Source organism: Thiorhodovibrio winogradskyi, from assembly GCF_036208045.1.
Taxonomy (GTDB): domain Bacteria; phylum Pseudomonadota; class Gammaproteobacteria; order Chromatiales; family Chromatiaceae; genus Thiorhodovibrio; species Thiorhodovibrio winogradskyi.
This window is the reverse complement of record NZ_CP121472.1, coordinates 2,559,945-2,579,194: the sequence shown is the minus strand read 5'-3', so window position 1 is coordinate 2,579,194 and position 19,250 is coordinate 2,559,945. Positions and strand designations below refer to the sequence as shown.

The following is a 19,250-nucleotide window of genomic DNA, read 5'->3' as shown; positions in this document are numbered from 1 at the left end:
CCGAACAAAATCAACGACTTAAAAAAGTCGTAGTCATGTGCTTTCCGCTTGTAAAAAACTTTTAGGGTACTGTTTTTAAAGATTTTATTGTTTTTTATTTGCGCAATATTTATTCGGAAGACGAGACCGAGCACTGAGCAAGGCTGACCAACCGCCCTCGCCTTCTGGTGATCATCTGGTACTCTGATCCGGCCTGGATCATAAGTCGGGCCATCGGATCCTCCAGCCAGCACTGGATTAAGCTAACCCAATGTTTTTTTGAGAGTCACAGGCAAATTACCCGACAGGAGTATTAGATTTTAGCCTGTATTATGATCAAGGCCTCTGCCCCCTTGGTGCTTTTCACTTTTTCACCGGGGGCGTTTCGGCCACTTTCAAGCTGCGCTGTGCAAACCAGACGAGCAGCAGCACCGGCACGCCGATTAGGGTTGTGAAGAGGAAGAAGTTCGGGTAGCCGATTCCATCCACCATTGAGCCGGAGTAGCCGCCAAGCACTTTAGGCAACAAGGTCATGAGGGAGCTGAACAAGGCATATTGAACGGCCGTGAATGAGACATTGGTCAGACTCGACAGGAAGGCCACGAAGGCCGCGCTGGCGAGACCGCCGGCGAGATTGTCCGCCCCGACGGTGACATACAGCATGGGTAACTGGTGGCCGACATGCGCCAGGACGATGAACAGCAAGTTGGTCACCGCCGAGAGCACGGCACCCAGCATTAGAATGCGCATTACCCCAAAACGTGTCGCCATTAAGCCGCCGATAAATCCGCCGGCAATGCTCACCACCACGCCAAAGGTTTTGACCGCCGTGGCGATTTCCGGCTTGGTGAAGCCGATATCCTGATAGAAGACATTGGAGATGACGCCCAGCACAATGTCGGAAATGCGATAGAGCCCGACCAGCGCCAGCAAGAGCAGCGCGGTGCGCAGGCCATAGCGCTGGAAAAAATCCAGCGCTGGCTCGACCCAGGTTGCCCGCGCGATCCGCCGGTCAACAGCGCCTAGGCGCACCAGCAACCAGCCAACCGCCAGGGCCGAGGCCACGGCGAATCCAAAGTGCAGGGTCTCGAGCAGAAAATTGATCAGAGCGTCATTGCCAAGGCCCTGTTTGACCGCTGTAAAACTGTGTCCAGCCAAAAAAAACGCCGCCACAAAGGCCGCCGCGGACACCAAAAACACCAGCACCAGACGGCTGTAGTCAAGGGCACCAAAGCCCTGATGTTGCCGCGCACGGACAGCAGGCTCTGACACCACCAAAGTGGTGACTACACCAATCAGCATGGTGGCTGCCATGACCAGGTAGGTGAGCTGCCAAGCTGCATAGGAATAGCTGTCCGCTGTCGAGCCAAAACGAGCGGCCAGGTAGAGCGCCCCGGCGCCAGCGACCACCATGCCCACGCGGTAACCAGCAATATAGGCCGCTGATAGCACGCCCTGCATGCGAACCTCGGCAATTTCGATGCGATAGGCATCGATCACTATATCCTGGGTGGCAGAGGAAAAACCCAGCATCACGGCCGCCAATGCCATCATCACCAAGGTATCAGACCCCTGGGATGGATCATTCATCGCCATCAGTGTGATGGCGCAGATCACCGCAATCTGGGCTACCAGTAGCCAGCTGCGGCGGCGACCGAGCAGGCGCGTGAGCATGGGCAGCGGAATTTGATCGACCAAAGGCGCCCAGATGAACTTGAAGGAATACCCGAGCGCGGCCCAGCTGAAAAAGGTCACGGCCCCGCGCTCGACGCCCGCCTCCCGCAACCAGAGCGACAGTGAGGAAAAAATCAGCAGAATGGGCATGCCGGCTGAAAAGCCGAGAAGCACCAATGCCATCACGCGCCTATCGCGCAACGCGGCCAAGGTCGCCGCAAGACGCCCGGCTTGCGGCACAACTCCCTGTTCAGGGCTCATAAAATCGTTCCTAGCTTAAAGATTGACTGCTTGTTTGGATGCTCACAGCACAATAAATTTGGCTCAGAGGACCGAATCCGCCTTGACAGGAAGATCGGTATTTTAGAAACTATTGATGTACTGATGATCCGCAGGATCCTTGGTACACTCCTCCATCCTCCTTTGGTGGTATTTCAAGCGCGGCACTTGCCGCGCTTTTTTTATGCGTGCATCTTCATCCTTCACTTATTCGTGCTGGATGAACACATATTGTAATCCATGGAAACGCCAGAAACTGAAGTCGGCTCTCAGTAACCGTAGCCGGCCGATTCGATGCGGGTGATGAGACCCTCGCGCACCGTGATGCGCATCATGAAACGCTGGGGCCCGAAATTGTAGGTCCAGATCTCATAAGGGATGGACTGGTAATCCGTGACATAACCGCCGACCTGACTGTCATAGGTCCGCACGGCTCGGCGATCCTTGAGCCTCTCAACACTGGTTGGCTGCCCGCAGTATTGCACCAGCTTTTGACTTGGATCCTTTTCCGAGACCAGGTGGTTGCCGCAGCGTAGCGCCCAGGCTGCGGAGGTCAGCCCCAGCCACAGGGCAACAAAGACCAGGATTTTGATTCCGGCGCCAATGGCTGACCTGCGTCTATTCATAACGCACCTCCAAAATTTCGAACTCGCGGGCGCCACCTGGTGCATCCACCACCGCCTGATCACCTTCGCTCTTACCGATTAGGGAACGGGCGATCGGTGAACTGATAGAAATCATGCCGCGTTTGATATCGGCCTCATCGTCACCCACGATGATAAAGGTGTGTTCCTCGTCTTTTTCAATTTCCAGCACCACGACCGTGGTGCCAAACATGACCTTGCCAGTGGCCGGCAACTTGGTCACATCAATGATCTCGGCATTGGACAGCTTCCCTTCGAGGTCACCAATGCGCCCTTCGATGAAGCCCTGTTGTTCGCGGGCGGCGTGGTACTCGGCGTTTTCCTTGAGGTCGCCGTGGGCGCGTGCCTCGGCAATCGCCTCGATGACGCGAGGGCGTTCGACCCGCTTGAGCCGGTCCAATTCCTCACGCAACTGCTCCGCACCCCTGACGGTCAGAGGGACTTTGTTCATGCTCTGGTATCCTCGGTCGGTAGTGATCAAACCATGCCGGCGCGACGGTGGCGAACCAGGTCGGCGAGCCAGGTCGGCGAGCACGGTGGAGGGTGTCGTCACCCGGATGAAAAGAAAGCCTAACCCTGTCGTCGCGGGGCGTAAAGACCCTGTAATCAGTAAAGATCTTGCAATCTGTTGACGCGCAGTGCGCCAGACTGCTCAAGGGCCAGGCAGGTCGCCTCGGCCCCCGCCATGGTGGTGGTATAGCTCACCTTGTATTGCAGGGCGGCACGACGGATTTCGGCCGAATCGGTGATGGCTTGGACGCCTTCCGTGGTGTTGACAATGAAGCTGATATCCTGATTTTTAATCATGTCAACAATATGCGGCCGGCCTTCCTTGACCTTATTGACTCCCTCGCAGGGCAGACCTGCAGCGCGCATGGCCGCGGCAGTGCCGTGGGTACCATGGAGTTGAAAACCAAGCGAGATCAAGCTACGCCCAACGCGCTCGAGTCGGCGCTTGTCGGCATCACGAACGCTGAGCAGTGCATTACCGGGCCGCGGCAGCTGGGTGCCAGCACCCTCGACTGCCTTGCCGAATGCCTCGCCAAAGGTCTCGCCTATCCCCATCACCTCGCCAGTGGATTTCATTTCCGGGCCGAGCACTGTGTCGACGCCGGGAAATTTGATGAAGGGAAAGACCGCCTCTTTGACGAAGAAATGCTTGGGTTTAACCTCGGCACTCAAGCCCTGCTCGGTCAAGCTGCGCCCGACCATGCAGCGCGCGCCGACCTTGGCCAGGGGCAGGCCGATGGACTTTGACACAAAGGGCACGGTGCGCGAAGCACGCGGATTCACTTCCAGAATGTAGATATCATCGCCCTTGATTGCGAACTGGGCGTTCATCAGGCCACGTACGCCGAGCGCCAGACCCAGGCGGGTCATCTGCTCGCGCAGCCGATCCTGGATACTGGCGGACAGCGTGTAAGGCGGCAAGGAGCAGGCAGAGTCGCCCGAATGGACGCCGGCCTGCTCGATATGCTCCATGATGCCGCCGATCAGCACCCGCTCGCCGTCGCACAGAGCATCGACATCGACCTCAATGGCGTCTTCAAGGAAGCGGTCGAGCAGCACCGGGGATTCGTTTGACACACTGACCGCCGAGCGAATGTAGCGCGCCAGTTCTTGGTCGTCATAGACCAGTTCCATGGCACGGCCACCGAGCACATAAGAGGGTCGCACCACCAGCGGATAGCCGATGGAGGAGGCTAGCTTGAGTGCCTCTTCCTCACTGCGCGCGGTACAGTTCGGCGGCTGTTTTAGCTCAAGCTGATGGATGAGCCGCTGAAAACGCTCGCGATCCTCAGCCAGATCGATGGAATCCGGCGAAGTGCCGATAATGGGTACGCCGGCGGCTTCGAGATCGCGCGCGAGCTTGAGCGGGGTCTGGCCGCCGTATTGGACGATGACACCAGCAGGCTGTTCCTTATCGACAATTTCAAGCACATCCTCAAGCGTCAGCGGCTCGAAATAGAGTCGATCCGAGGTGTCATAATCGGTCGAAACAGTCTCCGGGTTGCAGTTGACCATGATGGTCTCAAAACCATCATCGCGCAGCGCGAAAGCAGCGTGCACGCAGCAGTAGTCAAACTCAATTCCCTGGCCGATACGGTTTGGTCCACCACCAAGCACCATGATTTTCCTGGCAGTAGTTGGCAGCGCTTCGCATTCTTCCTCGTAGGTTGAATACAGGTAGGCGGTGCTGGCAGCGAATTCCGCCGCGCAGGTATCGACTCGCTTGAACACAGGTCGCAGGCCAAAATCCCAGCGCCGCGCGCGCAACTGCTGTTCACTCACGCCCGTCAGCGCCGCCAGGCGCCGATCAGAGAAGCCCTTGCGCTTGAGCAAGCGCAGTCGGGCTTTATCGAGCGCATTAAACCCCTGAACCTTGACCTCGTGGGCGATGGCGACCAGTTCCTCAATCTGGGCAATGAACCAAGGATCGATACCGGAGAGTTCCTGAATTTCCTCGGCTGTCATGCCGGCGCGCAGGCCGTCGGTCAAATAGAAAATCCGCTCCGCGCCCGGCTGGGCAATCTCGGTGCGCAGGCGTTTAATCGAGGCCGGATCGGCCAGATCCAGCATGGGATTGAGGCCATCCTTGTCGGTCTCCAGCCCACGCAGCGCTTTTTGCAGCGACTCCTGAAAGGTCCGACCGATAGCCATCACCTCGCCGACGGATTTCATCTGGGTGGTCAGATGCGCATCGGCAAGGGGAAATTTCTCGAACGCGAAACGCGGCACCTTGGTGACCACGTAATCAATCGTCGGCTCGAAGGACGCCGGGGTGGCGCCGCCGGTGATTTCGTTGCGCAGTTCGTCCAAGGTATAACCCACCGCCAGCTTGGCCGCGACCTTGGCGATGGGGAAGCCAGTGGCCTTGGAGGCCAGCGCCGAGGAGCGCGACACCCGCGGGTTCATTTCGATGATGATCATGCGCCCGTCGGCCGGGTTGATAGCGAACTGCACATTGGAGCCGCCGGTATCAACCCCGATTTCGCGCAACACCGCCAATGAGGCATCGCGCATGATCTGGTATTCCTTGTCGGTCAGCGTCTGTGCCGGCGCGACCGTGATGGAATCGCCCGTGTGTACTCCCATGGGATCGAAGTTCTCGATCGAGCAGACGATGATGCAGTTGTCCGCGTGATCGCGCACCACTTCCATCTCGTATTCTTTCCAGCCGAGGGCGGATTCCTCGATCAGCAGTTCGCGCGTGGGAGACAGATCCAGACCACGGCGGCAGATGTCCTCGAACTCCTCGGCATTGTAGGCAATGCCGCCGCCGCTGCCGCCCATGGTGAAGGACGGGCGGATGATGGCGGGAAAGCCAATCTGCCCCTGCACCTGAAAGGCCTCTTCCAGGCTGTGAGCCATGGCCGAATGCGGCATATCGAGCCCGATGCGGCGCATGGCCTGACGGAACAGATCGCGGTCCTCGGCTTTATCAATCGCTTCCCGCGTCGCGCCGATCATCTCGATACCAAAGCGTTCGAGCACGCCGTGACGGGCCAAATCCAGCGCGGTGTTGAGCGCCGTCTGCCCGCCCATGGTCGGCAGCAGGGCATCGGGGCGCTCGGTCTCGATGATGCGCTCGAGCACCCGCCAGTTGATCGGCTCGATATAGGTCGCATCGGCCATTTCCGGGTCGGTCATGATGGTGGCCGGATTGCTGTTGACAAGGATGACGCGATAGCCCTCCTCGCGCAGCGCCTTGCACGCCTGGGCTCCGGAGTAGTCGAACTCGCAGGCTTGTCCGATCACAATGGGCCCGGCGCCAATGATCAGAATGCTGTGAATGTCGGTACGCTTTGGCATGAACTGGCCCTTGCTGGCACGGCGATGGCGGGGTTGAGGATGAAGTATGGGTAATGACGATCAGAAAGGCTGCTTCAGGCGGCGCGGCGATGCGCGCGCATCAGGTCGATGAAGTGCGCGAACAGCGGCGCGATATCATGCGGACCAGGGCTCGCCTCCGGATGCCCCTGAAAACCGAAGGCCGGATGATCGCGATGGTGGATGCCCTGCAAGGAGCCGTCGAACAGCGAGCGATGCGTTGGCATGACAGTCTCCGGCAGACTTTGTTCATCGACCGCGAAACCGTGGTTCTGGCTGCTGATCATCACCCGGCGGCTTGCCAGGTCCTGCACAGGATGGTTGGCACCATGGTGGCCAAATTTCATTTTCACCGTGCGGGCACCGCAGGCCAACCCGAGCAATTGATGACCAAGACAGATACCGAAGAGCGGCATGTCGCTATCGAGCAGTTCGCGGATCGCCGTGATGGCGTAATCACAGGGCTCCGGGTCGCCGGGACCATTGCTCAGGAAGACACCATCGGGGTTCATGGCAAGAACATCCGCGGCGGGCGTTCGCGCGGGCACCACGGTGATCTGGCAACCCAGGCTTACCAGAATGCGAAGGATGTTGCGCTTGACGCCGAAATCGTAGGCCACCACGCGCAAGGGATCCCCCGACTGGAGGGCAGCTGCGTCGATTTCGCGCCGACTGGCATCAAGCTGCCAGACGCCTTCCGTCCAGTTGTAAGCTTCGGGCGTGCTGATCTCCCGTGCCAAATCCATGCCCTTCAGCCCGGGAAAGTCCCGCGCTTTGCGCAGCGCGCTGGGCTCATCCAATCCGTCGCCTGCCTGCAAGCAGCCACTCAAGGCGCCCTTTTCGCGCAGCAGCCGCGTCAGGCGGCGGGTGTCAACCTCGCTGATGGCGACCGTGCCCTGCGCGCGCAGATACTCTCCCAGATCCTGCTGGCGGCGCCAGTTGCTGGCCACCATGGGCGCATCACGCACAATGAGTCCAGCCGCTTGCACCCGAGGCGACTCCTGATCCTCATCATTCACCCCGGTGTTACCGATGTGCGGATAGGTGAGAGTGACAAGCTGACGTAGATAGGACGGATCGGTCAGGATCTCCTGATAGCCGGTCATGGCAGTGTTAAACACCACCTCACCGGCGGCTTCCCCAGGCGCGCCGATGGCGCTCCCGCGGAAGACGGAACCGTCTTCCAGGACCAAAATGGCGGTTGACTGCACAGGAAATCTCCGAAAGCAGAATGGTGCGAGACAGGATCGCGCGAAGGCGGACAAAACCTGCTTGGACGAACAGGGTACGCGAGCCAGCCCCGATGGTCGCGACAGCCTCCCGATCCAAACCCGATCCAGGGCGGAATCTTACCCGTTCGGCGAGAAGGCTGTCTAATTCGCCTTTACATTCGCTGGCACAACGGATGACGACCAGGATTTAGAAGTCTTTGATTCATGGTCTGTCACCTACGTGAGGCGCTGGATGTCGACCATGCGATGTTCATCGGTAACGATCACACGGAAACGCCCTTTGATACCCCGATGATCGACAAAGCGGCGAAAAAACTCCGCCGGCAATTCGATACGCTGGCCATTGTTAGCCAACACACTGATACGGCGTGTGCGGCCTTCGTAGAAGGCGAGCAGATCCTCGCGTGGGATCCATAGGCTGAACTCAAAGGTCTTCAATTGGGCAACAAGTTCTCTGGTGCCAATCTAACAGCCAATGCCTAAGCCAGCCTTCAAGCCATTGCCAGCGTTACCGCATCACTGACTGACAGTGTCAGCAACGCTGAAAGTTCTGGCTCGGCTGCCGACCAGGCATTTCCGCGCTCACCTTGCATTGTCCCGACCACCCGGACAAAGGCAACCATTGTTTCCAGGGTCACGAGGCTGGGCATTGTCAATTGCCAACACCATGAGGTCTGTCAGAACTCAGCGGGAAAGCTGGTGGCTGTGGCGGTTGCGGCGGCTCTGGCGGTCGCACAGGGAAAGGCGGCAGCGGCGGGACACCGCGCATGGCCTCGCGGACATAGCCGGGAAAGTCCGGATTCGCCCAACCCTCGCGCGCGAGCTTGTCTTCCGGCGGGCGCAGGCGCGCGACATAATCCAACACAGCGCTTTCCTCACGAGCGCTAAAGCCTTTGATCTGCTTTACCATTTCCTCATCGGCATTTTTGCGCTGGCCACTGCGAATCGCTTCAAACTGGCGCACTAGGTACAAAAAATGCTGACCAGCGACGGCTGGAATATGCGCATCGGCATCGCCCTGCCCTCGCTCACCATGACACTCGGCGCAACGATCACCGAAAAGCTGCTTGCCGAGCTCCAGATCCACACCGGGTCCAACGCCATTGTGCGGTGTCATCGGCAGTTGCGACACATAGGCAGCGACATCGGCCATCTGCTGCGGGCCGCCAAGAATGCGCGGCACTGAAAAGGGATACATCAGCGGGTTGTCGCGATTGCCGGCACGAAAATCCGCGAGCTGCTTGATGATGACGGACGGCAACTGCCCGGCAATCTGTGGATAGACACCATCGACCGTACCCCAGCCCTCGGGGCGGTGACAAACCGCGCAGGTCAAGTAGACCTTGCGTCCGTTTTCCGGATCGGCCTGCTTTGACAATGCTTCTTCATATTCCGCCAGCGCCGCCTCCAACTCCAACTCTCCAGCCACGACCGGCACCCATGCCGAAGTCAGCACGACCAGCAGTGCCAAGCTCGACCAGGTAGATGCCCGGTGCGCTAACGAACCGCCTATGACAGCGCACGCCAACGCAGGCCTCAGTTGGCCGTCTCCTATCCATCTTCTGTTGTTCATTGACGCTCTCCTCCTTTTTTGTTGGTTCTGGAAAAAAGTATCGCACCCTAGGTGCCGTCTTGTCTCGCCCAAGCCCGGTGGGGTTATCCGTTAGCCAGGCCAAAGCCCCTGATCAAGGGCCGTTGGAGCGCTACGCACCTGTTTGGCCCACAGGTTATCCACAAGGCTTACCGAAGCCATCACTGTAGTTATCCACAATATATTGTGGTTGACATGCCACCCAGACACTAGATATTGTTTGTCGCCCAAACTTGCGCCGCCTGCTCGCGATGCTGCCCACATACCCCAGTGGATATGTCATCTATTGCCTGGGTACCTTGGGGCACAGCTATCACCCCGCGAAAAAACCGCCAGTGGGCAAATGCCCATGCGTCCCAGACATTGACCCATCGGAGGATTTCCACCATGACCACAGCGACACCCACCGCCCCGGTTGAACAGCTTCCGCCGCAGCCTTCGCTGGCCGGTGTCGCGCCCCCCTTCGCGACCCCGGCAGGGCTGGGACCAAAGCCAGGGCAGGTACAGGTGATTCGCCGCAACGGCAAGGTCACCCATTTCGATCCAAACAAAATCAAGGTGGCCATGACCAAGGCCTTTCTGGCAGTCGAAGGTGGCCAGGCCGCCGCCTCCAGCCGCGTTCATGATCGTGTCGAGCAACTAACCGAACAGGTCACGGCCGCCCTCACCCGTCGACTGCCCGGCGGTGGAAACGTGCACATAGAAGACATCCAGGACCAGGTTGAGCTGGCACTGATGCGCGCCGGAGAGCATAAGGTCGCCCGCGATTATGTGCTTTATCGCGATTCTCGGGCGCGCGAGCGTGCCGCCCGGGTACGAGAGTCCGAAGCCGTGCAGGCCACCCAGGGTCTCCAAGTCACCCTCAGTGATGGACGCTCGGTACCGCTCGATCAAGCGGCGCTGGCAGCGCTGGTCACCGAGGTCTGTGCCGGACTTGATGCGGTTGAACCACAACTGGTGCTGGATGATGCCTGCCGCAATCTGTTCGATGGTGTCTCGGAGAGAGATGTCGATCAAGCGCTCATCATGGCCGCGCGCGCTCTCATTGAGCGGGAACCAGGATACAGTCAAGTGGCCGCCCGGCTGCTACTCGCAAGCCTGCGCAAGGAGGCACTGGGTTTTCTCGGCTTGCCAAGCATGACAATGTCAGCATCCGATTGGGCGAATACCTACGGAAGCTATTTCCGCGCCTACATCAAGCGGGGCGCCGAGCTGGAGTTGCTCGACGCGGAGCTCACCCGCTACGACCTCGACCGTCTCGGCGCCGCATTCAAGCCAGAACGCGACCTTCAATTCAACTATCTTGGTTTGCAAACACTCTACGACCGTTATTTTATCCACAAAGACGGCACGCGCTTTGAGCTGCCCCAGGCCTTTTTCATGCGCGTCGCCATGGGCTTGGCCATCAATGAAATCGACCGCGAAGCGCGCGCGATTGAGTTCTACGACTTGCTCTCCAGCTTCGACTTGATGAGTTCGACGCCAACCCTGTTTAACTCCGGCACTGTGCGCCCGCAATTGAGTTCCTGCTATCTGACCACGGTGCCCGATGATCTCGACGGCATCTATGGCGCCATCAAGGACAATGCACTGCTGAGCAAATTCGCCGGTGGTCTTGGAAACGACTGGACCCGGGTTCGCGGTATGGGTGCCCACATTAAAGGCACCAATGGCAAGAGTCAGGGCGTGGTGCCCTTCTTGAAAGTGGCGAATGACACGGCCGTGGCCGTGAACCAGGGGGGCAAGCGCAAGGGGGCCGTCTGTGCCTATCTCGAGACCTGGCATATTGATGTCGAGGAGTTCCTGGAACTGCGCAAGAACACCGGCGATGACCGCCGCCGTTGCCATGACATGAACACCGCCAACTGGGTGCCGGACCTGTTCATGAAGCGCGTCGCTGAAGAAGGCGACTGGACGCTGTTCTCCCCCGATGAAACACCGGATCTGCATGACCTGACCGGGCTGGCCTTCGAGCAAGCCTATCTGGCCTATGAGGCGCGCGCCGCCGCTGGTGAATTAAAGGTCGGCAAGACCATCAAGGCGGTTGATCTGTGGCGCAAAATGCTGGCCATGTTGTTTGAGACCGGGCACCCCTGGATTGCCTTCAAAGATCCCTGCAACCTGCGCTATACCAATCAGCATGCAGGCGTGGTGCATAGCTCCAATCTTTGCACTGAAATCACCCTGCATACCAATGACCAGGAAATTGCCGTGTGCAATCTGGGCAGCGTCAATCTCGCAGCCCATGTGAGCGAGCGCGGACTCGATACCGAGAAGCTCAAAAAGACCCTGCGCACCGCCATGCGCATGCTCGACAATGTGATTGATTACAACTTCTACAATGTTCCCCAAGCACGCAGTTCCAATTTGCGTCATCGCCCGGTGGGACTGGGCATCATGGGCTTTCAGGATGCGCTCTTTAAGCTGCGCATTCCCTACGCTAGCCAAGAAGCGGTGCGCTTTGCCGATCAGAGCATGGAGATCCTGTCTTATCACGCCATCGAGGCCAGCGCGGATCTAGCCGCCGAGCGTGGCCCTTATACCAGCTTTGCCGGTTCACTCTGGAGCCAGGGCATTCTGCCCATTGACTCACTGGAGTTACTCGAACAGGGCCGCGGCGGTTATCTGCAAGTTGACCGCGACTGTACCTTGGATTGGACTGGCCTGCGCGAGAAGGTCCGCACCCAGGGCATGCGCAATTCCAACTGCCTGGCCATTGCCCCGACCGCGACCATTAGCAATATCGTCGGCGTGAGTCAGTCCATTGAGCCGACTTATCAAAACCTGTTCGTCAAATCCAATCTTTCCGGTGAGTTCACCGTGGTCAATCCCTACCTGGTGGCCGATCTCAAAGCCCTGGGCCTGTGGGACAGCGTCATGGTCAATGATCTCAAATACTACGACGGCTCGGTGCAGCCCATTGATCGCATTCCCGATGAGCTAAAGGCCCTCTATGCCACCGCCTTTGAGATCGACCCGCGCTGGCTGGTCGAAGCCGCCGCGCGGCGGCAAAAATGGCTCGACCAGGCCCAGAGCCTGAATCTCTATATGAGCGAGCCCAATGGCAAAAAGCTCGACAACCTCTATAAGCTGGCTTGGGCACGGGGGTTGAAGACCACCTATTACCTGCGTTCCATGGGCGCAACCCATGTTGAAAAATCGACCATGAGCGACAGCCACCGCGCCAATCAGTTAAGCGCCGTTGGCGGCAGCTATCGCGCCGCCCATGGTGGCAAGCCGAATGGCAAGGGCAATGGCGCCTCATTTCATGCAGGCGCCCCGAACGCCTGCTCCATCGACGATCCCGGGTGCGAGAGCTGCCAGTAATCCTAAGACCAGAGGCCACCCACAGGATTTCCGCCACCTCCCGACGACCATCCACAGCCCAGGAGAACCAACCATGCTGAACTGGGAAGACCCCCTTGTCGACCTAAAACCCCGTCACCCACTGTATCTGGATGCTGCCCGCGATCCGGATGCGGACAACCCGGCGGAGATCGAAGCGGAATCCAGCGCCTGGCGCGACAGAGAAAGCCCAGGTCATGATGCACAAGACACAACTGTCACAGCTGCATCGCCAGCCACACCCCGCCCCGGTCTGGGACTGGTTGATAACAGCGCCCTGATGGCTACCGCTGGCTCGGCCCCGGTGGTGAATCCCAACCCCTTACCTTTGCAAACGACATTGCTGCCCGATGAGGATGACAGGGTCTGGCAGACTCCGGATGCCAGCCCGGCTCGCGGAAAGACAGCCGCGACAACGCCCATATCAGAGCCGACATCAAAACTGGCATCAAAGAACCAACCGGCCGGCGGCGCGACCGGCCTGGAAAACCTGGAAATGGGCGCCGGGCGCATCCGCGTCGATGACAAGCGCATCATTAACTGCCATGCCGATCTCAATCAGTTGGTCCCCTTCAAATACGACTGGGCCTGGCAGAAATACCTGGATGCCTGCGCCAACCACTGGATGCCGCAGGAAATCAACATGAATGCGGATATTGCCCTGTGGAAAGACCCCAATGGCCTGACCGAGGACGAGCGCACCATCATCAAGCGCAACCTGGGGTTTTTCTCGACCGCCGATTCCCTGGTGGCCAATAATCTGGTGCTGGCTGTTTATCGGCATATCACCAATCCCGAATGCCGCCAATATCTGCTGCGCCAAGCCTTCGAGGAAGCGCTGCACACCCATGCCTATCAATACGTGGTGGAAAGCTTGGGGCTGGATGAAGGCGAAATCTTCAACATGTACCGCGAAGTGCCCTCGGTCGCGCGCAAAGCCGAATGGGCGCTGCCTTTCACTCAATATCTGGCCGATCCGCACTTCAAAACCGGTACCCCAGCCAATGACCGCCGCCTGCTGCGCGAGATGGTGGCCTTTTATGTGATCTTTGAAGGGATTTTCTTCTACGTTGGCTTTGTGCAGGTGCTCAGCATGGGCCGGCGCAACAAGATGACCGGCACCGCCGAACAGTTCCAATACATTTTGCGTGATGAGTCCATGCACATGAACTTCGGCATCGATGTCATCAATCAGATCAAGCTCGAAAACCCGCATCTATGGAGCGGCGCCTTCAAACAGGAATTGCGCGACATGATCACAGAGGCGGTCGAGCTCGAAGCCCAATACGCCCAAGACACCATGCCGCGCGGCGTGCTGGGCCTGAACGCCCCCATGTTCAAGGAGTATCTGCACTTCATCGCCAACCGGCGCTGCGCGCAGATCGGCCTGGCCGAGCCTTATCCCGGAGCGACCAACCCCTTCCCCTGGATGTCAGAAGTGCTGGATCTGAAAAAAGAAAAGAATTTCTTCGAGACCCGGGTCACCGAGTACCAGACAGGTGGCGCCCTGTCCTGGGATTGAAGCGCTTCACTTCAGATGAGGAGCGCCCTTTGCGATCAGGCCAGCAAAGAACGCATGGTATGCAGAAGATCGCGCCAAGTCAGGATGCCGACAAGATTCTCGTCGCCATCGACCACCGGCAGGCAGGCAACATGATGGTCCTCAAACAGGCGCAACGCATCGCGCACGTCCTGTTCCTGCTCAATGACAACGGGACGGCGCGACATGATCTGGTGCGCACGACGGCTAAGCGCCGCGCGATCCTGATTGCTCTCCGCTGGCGTGCCAACGCCAGGGCTGATGGCCTTGAACAGATCCCGATCCGAGAGCACGCCATACAACCTGCCTTCTTCAAGCACGGCAAGATGATGAAAATGGGTGTTGTCGAAGATCTCCTTCACCACCGCCAGGCTGTCGTCCATCTCGACAGTGACCACGGGGCTGCTCATCAGATTTTTGATCTTCAAGCTTGATGAGCTCCTATCCAAACAGCCAACAGAATTGCTTGCGGGAGATGACATCATGTGTCGCGCCTGCCACCTTGACTTGTTAATGCCCGTTTCAGGGATGAAAGTAACCTATTCGGTGCTGCAAATCTTGAGCTGAAATCCAGCCTGTTCGACCGCTTGGCGCAAGCTCGCGAACTCAACGCCGGACGCTCGCAGCCACACCCGCCCTGAACTGAGTTCCGGCGTGGCTTCCTCGACCTGATCAATGGCCTCCAGTGCCTTCTTCACGCTGGCAACGCAATGTCCGCAAGTCATGCCAGTGACTTCCAGCATCAGCACATCATCGCCGCCTCGGGCAATCTGATTCGCCGCCTGTTGTGCCAGTTGCCGCTGCTGCCGGCGACGATACTCGAGCAAGGCCAGCAAAGCCAGCAGCAGCGCGGTTGACAGATAGCTGAGCCAGCCAGCGTGCTCAGCATGCGCATCGACCGCACCCAGTTTGACATTGAGGATCTGATCGAATAACAACCCGAAGCCGAGACTGGCTAGGATCACAGTGCCCAAGTAGATGGTAATCACCCGAATGCCCAAGGTGCGATAAACCGCTCCGATGGTGGCGATATTGGTCGCTGGCCCGGCCATCAGAAAGACCAGGGCCGAACCGGCTGGCAAGCCAGCAGCGATCAGGGAAGCCGCGATGGGCACCGAGGCCGTGGTGCATACATACAAGGGGAGCGAGATAGTAAGCATCACCAGCATGCCAAGCAGGCCGCTCGACCAACTCTGACTAGCGAAGAAGTCCTCGGGCGTCAAGGTGGTGACCAGCGCGGCCGCGATGATGCCAAAGACCAACCAGCGATCAATGGCGCCAAGCAGATCGAAGACCGCATAGCGCAAGGCGCCGAGCAGACCGCGCTTTTTATCCCCGCCTTCGGACCCTGGAGCCAGCCCAGAGTGACCTGATCCCGCCAATAACGGCGCGGGCGCGAAGCGATTCGTTAGCAGTCCACCGACAATTCCGGTGACGAAAGCAGCAATCAACTTAAAGATCGCGAAAGGCCAGCCAAGAAAGGCGGCACTAACCAGAATGGAATCCACCCCGGTTTGCGGCGTGCTAATGAGAAACGAGGTGGTTGCTCCAGGGGACGCGCCCTCCTTGCGCAGTCCCAGGGCGGTCGGAATCACGCCGCAGGAGCACAAAGGTAGGGGCACGCCGATAAGGGAGGCACGGGTGACACTGCCCCAATCATTGCCGCTCAAGCCACGATGGACGAAGCCATCGGGCAAGTAGGCATGCATCAGACCCGCGATGAGCAACCCCAGTAACAGCGAGGGCGAAAGCTCAAGCAGAATCTGCCAGAGTGAGGCAAGAAAACTGACCATTCAGCGTCACGTCACTTGCTGTTGTCCATCAAGGATGAAGCTGTGCGCGTTCAGCCATTGGGCACACGGTAAGGTTGAGCTCGGTACCGCTGCGGCGGTGCCCTCCGGCTCTTTTGATCAGCGTCATACATGGCCCCACCCAGGGCTCCAATTCCCGCTCCAATCGCAGCCCCCCTGCCCGCATTGGCACTTTGCGATCCAACCGCGGCACCGGCTGCCGCGCCCAGCGCTGCTCCGCCCAACACCCGCTCACCCGTGCGGCTTTGGGGCGTCGTCGTCGAGCATCCTGCCAGCATCAGAGTTACAGCGGCCCCGAGTGCCAACAACATTCCAGTTTTTCGAATCTTCATGATCACCTCTAATAATTGATCGGCTTCAACATGATCATGATCGGCTAGTCGATATAGCCTTTCTCATGCTGATCATACAAATAACCACCCAATGCTCCGACGCCGGTTCCAATGAGCGCGCCAGCACCGGCATTTGCCGATAGCGAGCCCACCAAGGCACCGCCGGCCGCTCCCATCAGCGCGCCGCTCCCAGACCGAGAACCTGTGGTAGTCCCACAAGCGCTCAGGAACAAGGTAATGGCCAGGGCACCGGCGGTTGCGATGCATGAAGAATGTTTCATGGTCTTATTCCTCGCATGAATCGCGTCTCGGAGGAGCCGCGATGAGTTTTCGTTCATAACGGGTTGCAGGCATGGAAGTCGCGCGCCTTCACGGTCATCCAAGGCTCTTTGACCCACTTGCGGCGCTGAAGTGCAAAGGATCCTCAAGCGTCTGGTTTTGTTGAAGGGGATCTTCAATAGCCGGAGGTGCAAGCAAAAATTGCACTCAACGACAAGGATAGGCCTCGGCCAGGGAACGCATTAGACCGACAACGGGCTGCTCGGTTTTCAGCTTTTGTTGGCGCAGGTTTTTCTTGCCCCAGCTGATAAATGTTTGGCGAGCATCCTCAACGGTGGTGGTCGTGTCATAACAAACCAGACGCTTGACGTCTTCGCGTCCGACAATCTGGTCGTGGTACTGAACCGTGGCTTCGATAAATGCGCGGCACGCTAATGCGGCAGGGACATGTTCGGGCAAGTCTGACGGGGTCGAGCAGACTTGGTACAGGTTCTCGGTGGTGTCAAAGTGGAAGTCTTCAGGATCTGCCGCAAGTGCAGCGCCAGACAAGAGCGTGACAGCAGCGGTAGCAGCCGCGGCAAGAGACTGGGGGTAAGAGAATCTGTGCATGCTTGATTCCTGAATGAAGAGGTTGAGATTCGTCCTTGAGTCTAGCAATCCTGCTGCTTGGGCGGTAGCCCAGCAATCCGCCGCGACCTTAAAGCGTGCCAGCCTTCGCATTGTTGGCTCCCGCACTGTTCCCACGCGGCCCTTAGGTACGCAGCCCCGCCAACCCAGCGGTCAAATCGGGATAACGCAACGCAATGCCAAGCTCCTCACGCAGGCGGGCATTATCCAACCGCCGCGACTCGCGCATGTAGGAGAGCATGCCTGGGGATAGATGTTCCGGCGCCTCCCGCAGATCGATCTGCGGCGGTGGCGGCAAGCCGGCGGCCTCTGCCACCTGTAGAAAGTAATCCGTCATGGTACTTGGATGCCCATCGCACACATTGTAAATGGCACCGGCCGGCGCCCGCCGCGCGGCGGCCAGACAGACCTCGACCAGATCCTCGGCATGGATGCGGTTCGACCAGGGCGCCTGCTCGGCTTTTACCACGGGAGCGCCCTGGCGGATGCGCTCCAGCGGCAGACGATCGGCGGCATAGATACCAGCCACGCGCAAAATAATCAGATCCGCGCCACTGCGCTCCGCCCAGTCTTGCAGTTGGCGCTCGGCATGGACGCGACGCTCGGAGCGCTGCGCCGCCGGGCGCAGTGGCCAGTTCTCATCAACCCAGGCGCCCTCGCAGTCCCCATACACCCCTGTGGTACTAATATAAATCAGCCTCTCGGGGTGACCATGACGCCTAAAGTGCTCAATCAGGCGAGCAGTGCGACTGTCCCGCGCGCCTTGCGACGGCGGGGGCGCGAAATGAAACACCAAAGCCGCGTCACTCGGAATAGAGTCGAGCGGATCACGATCCAGATCAAGCCGCAGTGGCTCACCACCCGCCGCGGCAATGGCGGCCAGAGTCGCATCCTGGCGGGCAATGCCAATGGCCGGATCTGGATGCGCGCACTGCTCTCCAAGCGGTCGTAGCAGCAACTGTCCGATATAGCCACAGCCAATGATAATCTGTCTTTTCAAGCTCTAACTCCCGGTTCCTTTAAGCTGAAATATCCGGACCGGTGCGGCAATATCAAGACAAGCACCCAAGGCAAAACACTCGGCACGCGCCGCATCCAAAATCAGCCCAGGCCGCGGCCAAGGCGGCGCAAATCGCGCTCCTGGCGCTCGATGTCGGCAACCAACGCCAACTGCGCCTGGGCCTTGCGCAGATTCTGGCCGCGATAGCGCACGCGAAAGTAGCGATCCCCGCGCAGGTGATCAATCAGGAACCTGATACCCAACTCCAGCGGGATCAAACGCAGCGCGTCGAACAACAGTTCAACCTCGGCCGCTCCGAGCAGGCCAGGCGCCGCTTGCGTGTAGCCGCCTAGCAGGGCCTCGGCGAGTTGGGCATCGAAGCGCACCTGCTCCGGCGCGCCCCCCTCCCCCACGCGATTACAGCAGGAACGCAGACAATCGCCGATATCGTGCAAAATCAAACCGGGTTGCACTGTGTCAAGGTCGATCAAACACAACGCCTCACGTCCCTGGCGATCAAAGAGCACATTATCGCGCTTGGGATCGCCATGAATCAGGGTTTTGCGGATGAAACCAGCCGCGAAGGCATCCCGCAGGCACCCCAGGGCATGATCGCGCGCGCGCACTTGCTCGACCAGCACCGAGACCTCGGCCTCCTCGCTCGCCGAGCGCTGCTGATCCGCCTCGCGCAAGGCCGCATCCAAGGCTGCTCGAAACGCCAGGGTGTCATGCGAGCCAGGCAAGGTGACATGAAAATCCGCCATGGCCAGGCGCGCGCCAAAGCCATGAAACTGCCCCAGTAGGCGGCCAATGGCGGCCGCCTGGGTGCGCTCGGTCACGGCAGGCAGGGTGATGGCATCTTCCACCCGCTCGAGCAAACGCCAGTAGCCGCCATGCTGATCTCGTGTATAAAGCGCCTCGGACGCGGCCCGGAAAAGTTTTGGCAAACGCGGTGCGCTAGGACCGGCTCCAGCGGCGGCGGACTGTAGACGCGAGATGTTGTCCATGATCAATGGCGGATTTGCGAAAACCGCCGAATTGATTCGCTGCAACACGAATTGCCCGCAGCGCGCAGAGACGGCAAAG

Annotated in this window: 15 protein-coding genes and 1 pseudogene; 2 read left to right on the top strand and 14 right to left on the bottom strand. The window is 59.0% G+C overall.

Annotated features, from left to right (window positions below):
- Window positions 1–342 precede the first annotated feature (342 nt).
- From Thiowin_RS11460 to Thiowin_RS11430, 7 genes are all read right to left on the bottom strand, one after another.
- The gene (locus tag Thiowin_RS11460; RefSeq protein ID WP_408034194.1) at window positions 343–1,914 is read right to left on the bottom strand and encodes an AmpG family muropeptide MFS transporter; all 1,572 of its coding nucleotides are present in this window, start codon (window positions 1,912–1,914) and stop codon (window positions 343–345) included.
- 287 nt (window positions 1,915–2,201) lie between these two features.
- Window positions 2,202–2,558 carry a DUF2845 domain-containing protein gene (locus Thiowin_RS11455; RefSeq protein ID WP_328987855.1) on the bottom strand — a complete coding sequence of 119 codons (357 nt, stop codon included), beginning with the start codon at window positions 2,556–2,558 and terminating at the stop codon, window positions 2,202–2,204.
- Window positions 2,551–3,027: a transcription elongation factor GreA gene (greA, locus tag Thiowin_RS11450; RefSeq protein WP_328987853.1), complete on the bottom strand. Its 477-nt coding sequence runs from the start codon at window positions 3,025–3,027 to the stop codon at window positions 2,551–2,553. Before greA ends, Thiowin_RS11455 begins: the two co-directional genes overlap by 8 nt.
- Window positions 3,028–3,182: 155 nt before the next feature.
- The gene (carB, locus tag Thiowin_RS11445) at window positions 3,183–6,389 is read right to left on the bottom strand and encodes a carbamoyl-phosphate synthase large subunit (RefSeq protein ID WP_328987852.1); all 3,207 of its coding nucleotides are present in this window, start codon (window positions 6,387–6,389) and stop codon (window positions 3,183–3,185) included.
- 74 nt (window positions 6,390–6,463) lie between these two features.
- Window positions 6,464–7,618 carry a glutamine-hydrolyzing carbamoyl-phosphate synthase small subunit gene (carA, locus tag Thiowin_RS11440; RefSeq protein WP_328987851.1) on the bottom strand — a complete coding sequence of 385 codons (1,155 nt, stop codon included), beginning with the start codon at window positions 7,616–7,618 and terminating at the stop codon, window positions 6,464–6,466.
- Between the two features lie 237 nt (window positions 7,619–7,855).
- Window positions 7,856–8,077, bottom strand: coding sequence for a DUF2835 family protein (locus Thiowin_RS11435; RefSeq protein ID WP_328987850.1), 222 nt, complete (start codon window positions 8,075–8,077; stop codon window positions 7,856–7,858).
- 214 nt (window positions 8,078–8,291) lie between these two features.
- Entirely contained in the window at window positions 8,292–9,110 is an 819-nt protein-coding gene (locus Thiowin_RS11430) for a c-type cytochrome (protein ID WP_408034193.1), read from the bottom strand.
- 507 nt (window positions 9,111–9,617) lie between these two features.
- Between Thiowin_RS11430 and Thiowin_RS11425 the strand changes: the two genes are divergently transcribed.
- Both Thiowin_RS11425 and Thiowin_RS11420 read left to right on the top strand, forming a co-directional pair.
- Entirely contained in the window at window positions 9,618–12,557 is a 2,940-nt protein-coding gene (locus Thiowin_RS11425; protein WP_328987849.1) for a ribonucleoside-diphosphate reductase subunit alpha, read from the top strand.
- Between the two features lie 73 nt (window positions 12,558–12,630).
- Entirely contained in the window at window positions 12,631–14,097 is a 1,467-nt protein-coding gene (locus Thiowin_RS11420; protein ID WP_328987848.1) for a ribonucleotide-diphosphate reductase subunit beta, read from the top strand.
- A 35-nt stretch (window positions 14,098–14,132) separates the two neighbouring features.
- Here the strand turns inward: Thiowin_RS11420 and Thiowin_RS11415 are convergent, their stop codons facing one another.
- From Thiowin_RS11415 to Thiowin_RS11385, 7 genes and pseudogenes are all read right to left on the bottom strand, one after another.
- Complete coding sequence (locus Thiowin_RS11415) at window positions 14,133–14,543, bottom strand: CBS domain-containing protein (RefSeq protein ID WP_328987847.1); 411 nt, start codon at window positions 14,541–14,543, stop codon at window positions 14,133–14,135.
- 111 nt (window positions 14,544–14,654) lie between these two features.
- On the bottom strand, window positions 14,655–15,908 hold the full coding sequence (locus Thiowin_RS11410) for a permease (protein WP_328987846.1): 1,254 nt from the start codon (window positions 15,906–15,908) through the stop codon (window positions 14,655–14,657).
- Window positions 15,909–15,958: 50 nt separating this feature from the next.
- On the bottom strand, window positions 15,959–16,204 hold the full coding sequence (locus Thiowin_RS11405; protein WP_328988064.1) for a YMGG-like glycine zipper-containing protein: 246 nt from the start codon (window positions 16,202–16,204) through the stop codon (window positions 15,959–15,961).
- 98 nt (window positions 16,205–16,302) lie between these two features.
- Entirely contained in the window at window positions 16,303–16,539 is a 237-nt protein-coding gene (locus Thiowin_RS11400) for a glycine zipper domain-containing protein (RefSeq protein WP_328987845.1), read from the bottom strand.
- A gap of 205 nt (window positions 16,540–16,744) precedes the next feature.
- Entirely contained in the window at window positions 16,745–17,146 is a 402-nt protein-coding gene (locus tag Thiowin_RS11395; RefSeq protein WP_328987844.1) for a Rap1a/Tai family immunity protein, read from the bottom strand.
- A 142-nt stretch (window positions 17,147–17,288) separates the two neighbouring features.
- Entirely contained in the window at window positions 17,289–18,164 is an 876-nt protein-coding gene (locus tag Thiowin_RS11390) for an SDR family oxidoreductase (RefSeq protein WP_328987843.1), read from the bottom strand.
- A gap of 101 nt (window positions 18,165–18,265) precedes the next feature.
- Window positions 18,266–19,228: pseudogene (locus Thiowin_RS11385) on the bottom strand (phosphotransferase enzyme family protein); the annotation flags it as partial.
- Between the last annotated feature and the right edge of the window lie 22 nt (window positions 19,229–19,250).

Coding starts and splice junctions, on each gene's coding strand:
- greA (WP_328987853.1), bottom strand. CDS start 3,027: ATGAACAAAGTCCCTCTGACCGTCAGGGGTGCGGAGCAGTTGCGTGAG.
- Thiowin_RS11405 (WP_328988064.1), bottom strand. CDS start 16,204: ATGCTGGCAGGATGCTCGACGACGACGCCCCAAAGCCGCACGGGTGAG.
- Thiowin_RS11395 (WP_328987844.1), bottom strand. CDS start 17,146: ATGCACAGATTCTCTTACCCCCAGTCTCTTGCCGCGGCTGCTACCGCT.
- carB (WP_328987852.1), bottom strand. CDS start 6,389: ATGCCAAAGCGTACCGACATTCACAGCATTCTGATCATTGGCGCCGGG.
- Thiowin_RS11410 (WP_328987846.1), bottom strand. CDS start 15,908: ATGGTCAGTTTTCTTGCCTCACTCTGGCAGATTCTGCTTGAGCTTTCG.
- Thiowin_RS11460 (WP_408034194.1), bottom strand. CDS start 1,914: ATGAGCCCTGAACAGGGAGTTGTGCCGCAAGCCGGGCGTCTTGCGGCG.
- Thiowin_RS11400 (WP_328987845.1), bottom strand. CDS start 16,539: ATGAAACATTCTTCATGCATCGCAACCGCCGGTGCCCTGGCCATTACC.
- Thiowin_RS11420 (WP_328987848.1), top strand. CDS start 12,631: ATGCTGAACTGGGAAGACCCCCTTGTCGACCTAAAACCCCGTCACCCA.
- Thiowin_RS11425 (WP_328987849.1), top strand. CDS start 9,618: ATGACCACAGCGACACCCACCGCCCCGGTTGAACAGCTTCCGCCGCAG.
- Thiowin_RS11455 (WP_328987855.1), bottom strand. CDS start 2,558: ATGAATAGACGCAGGTCAGCCATTGGCGCCGGAATCAAAATCCTGGTC.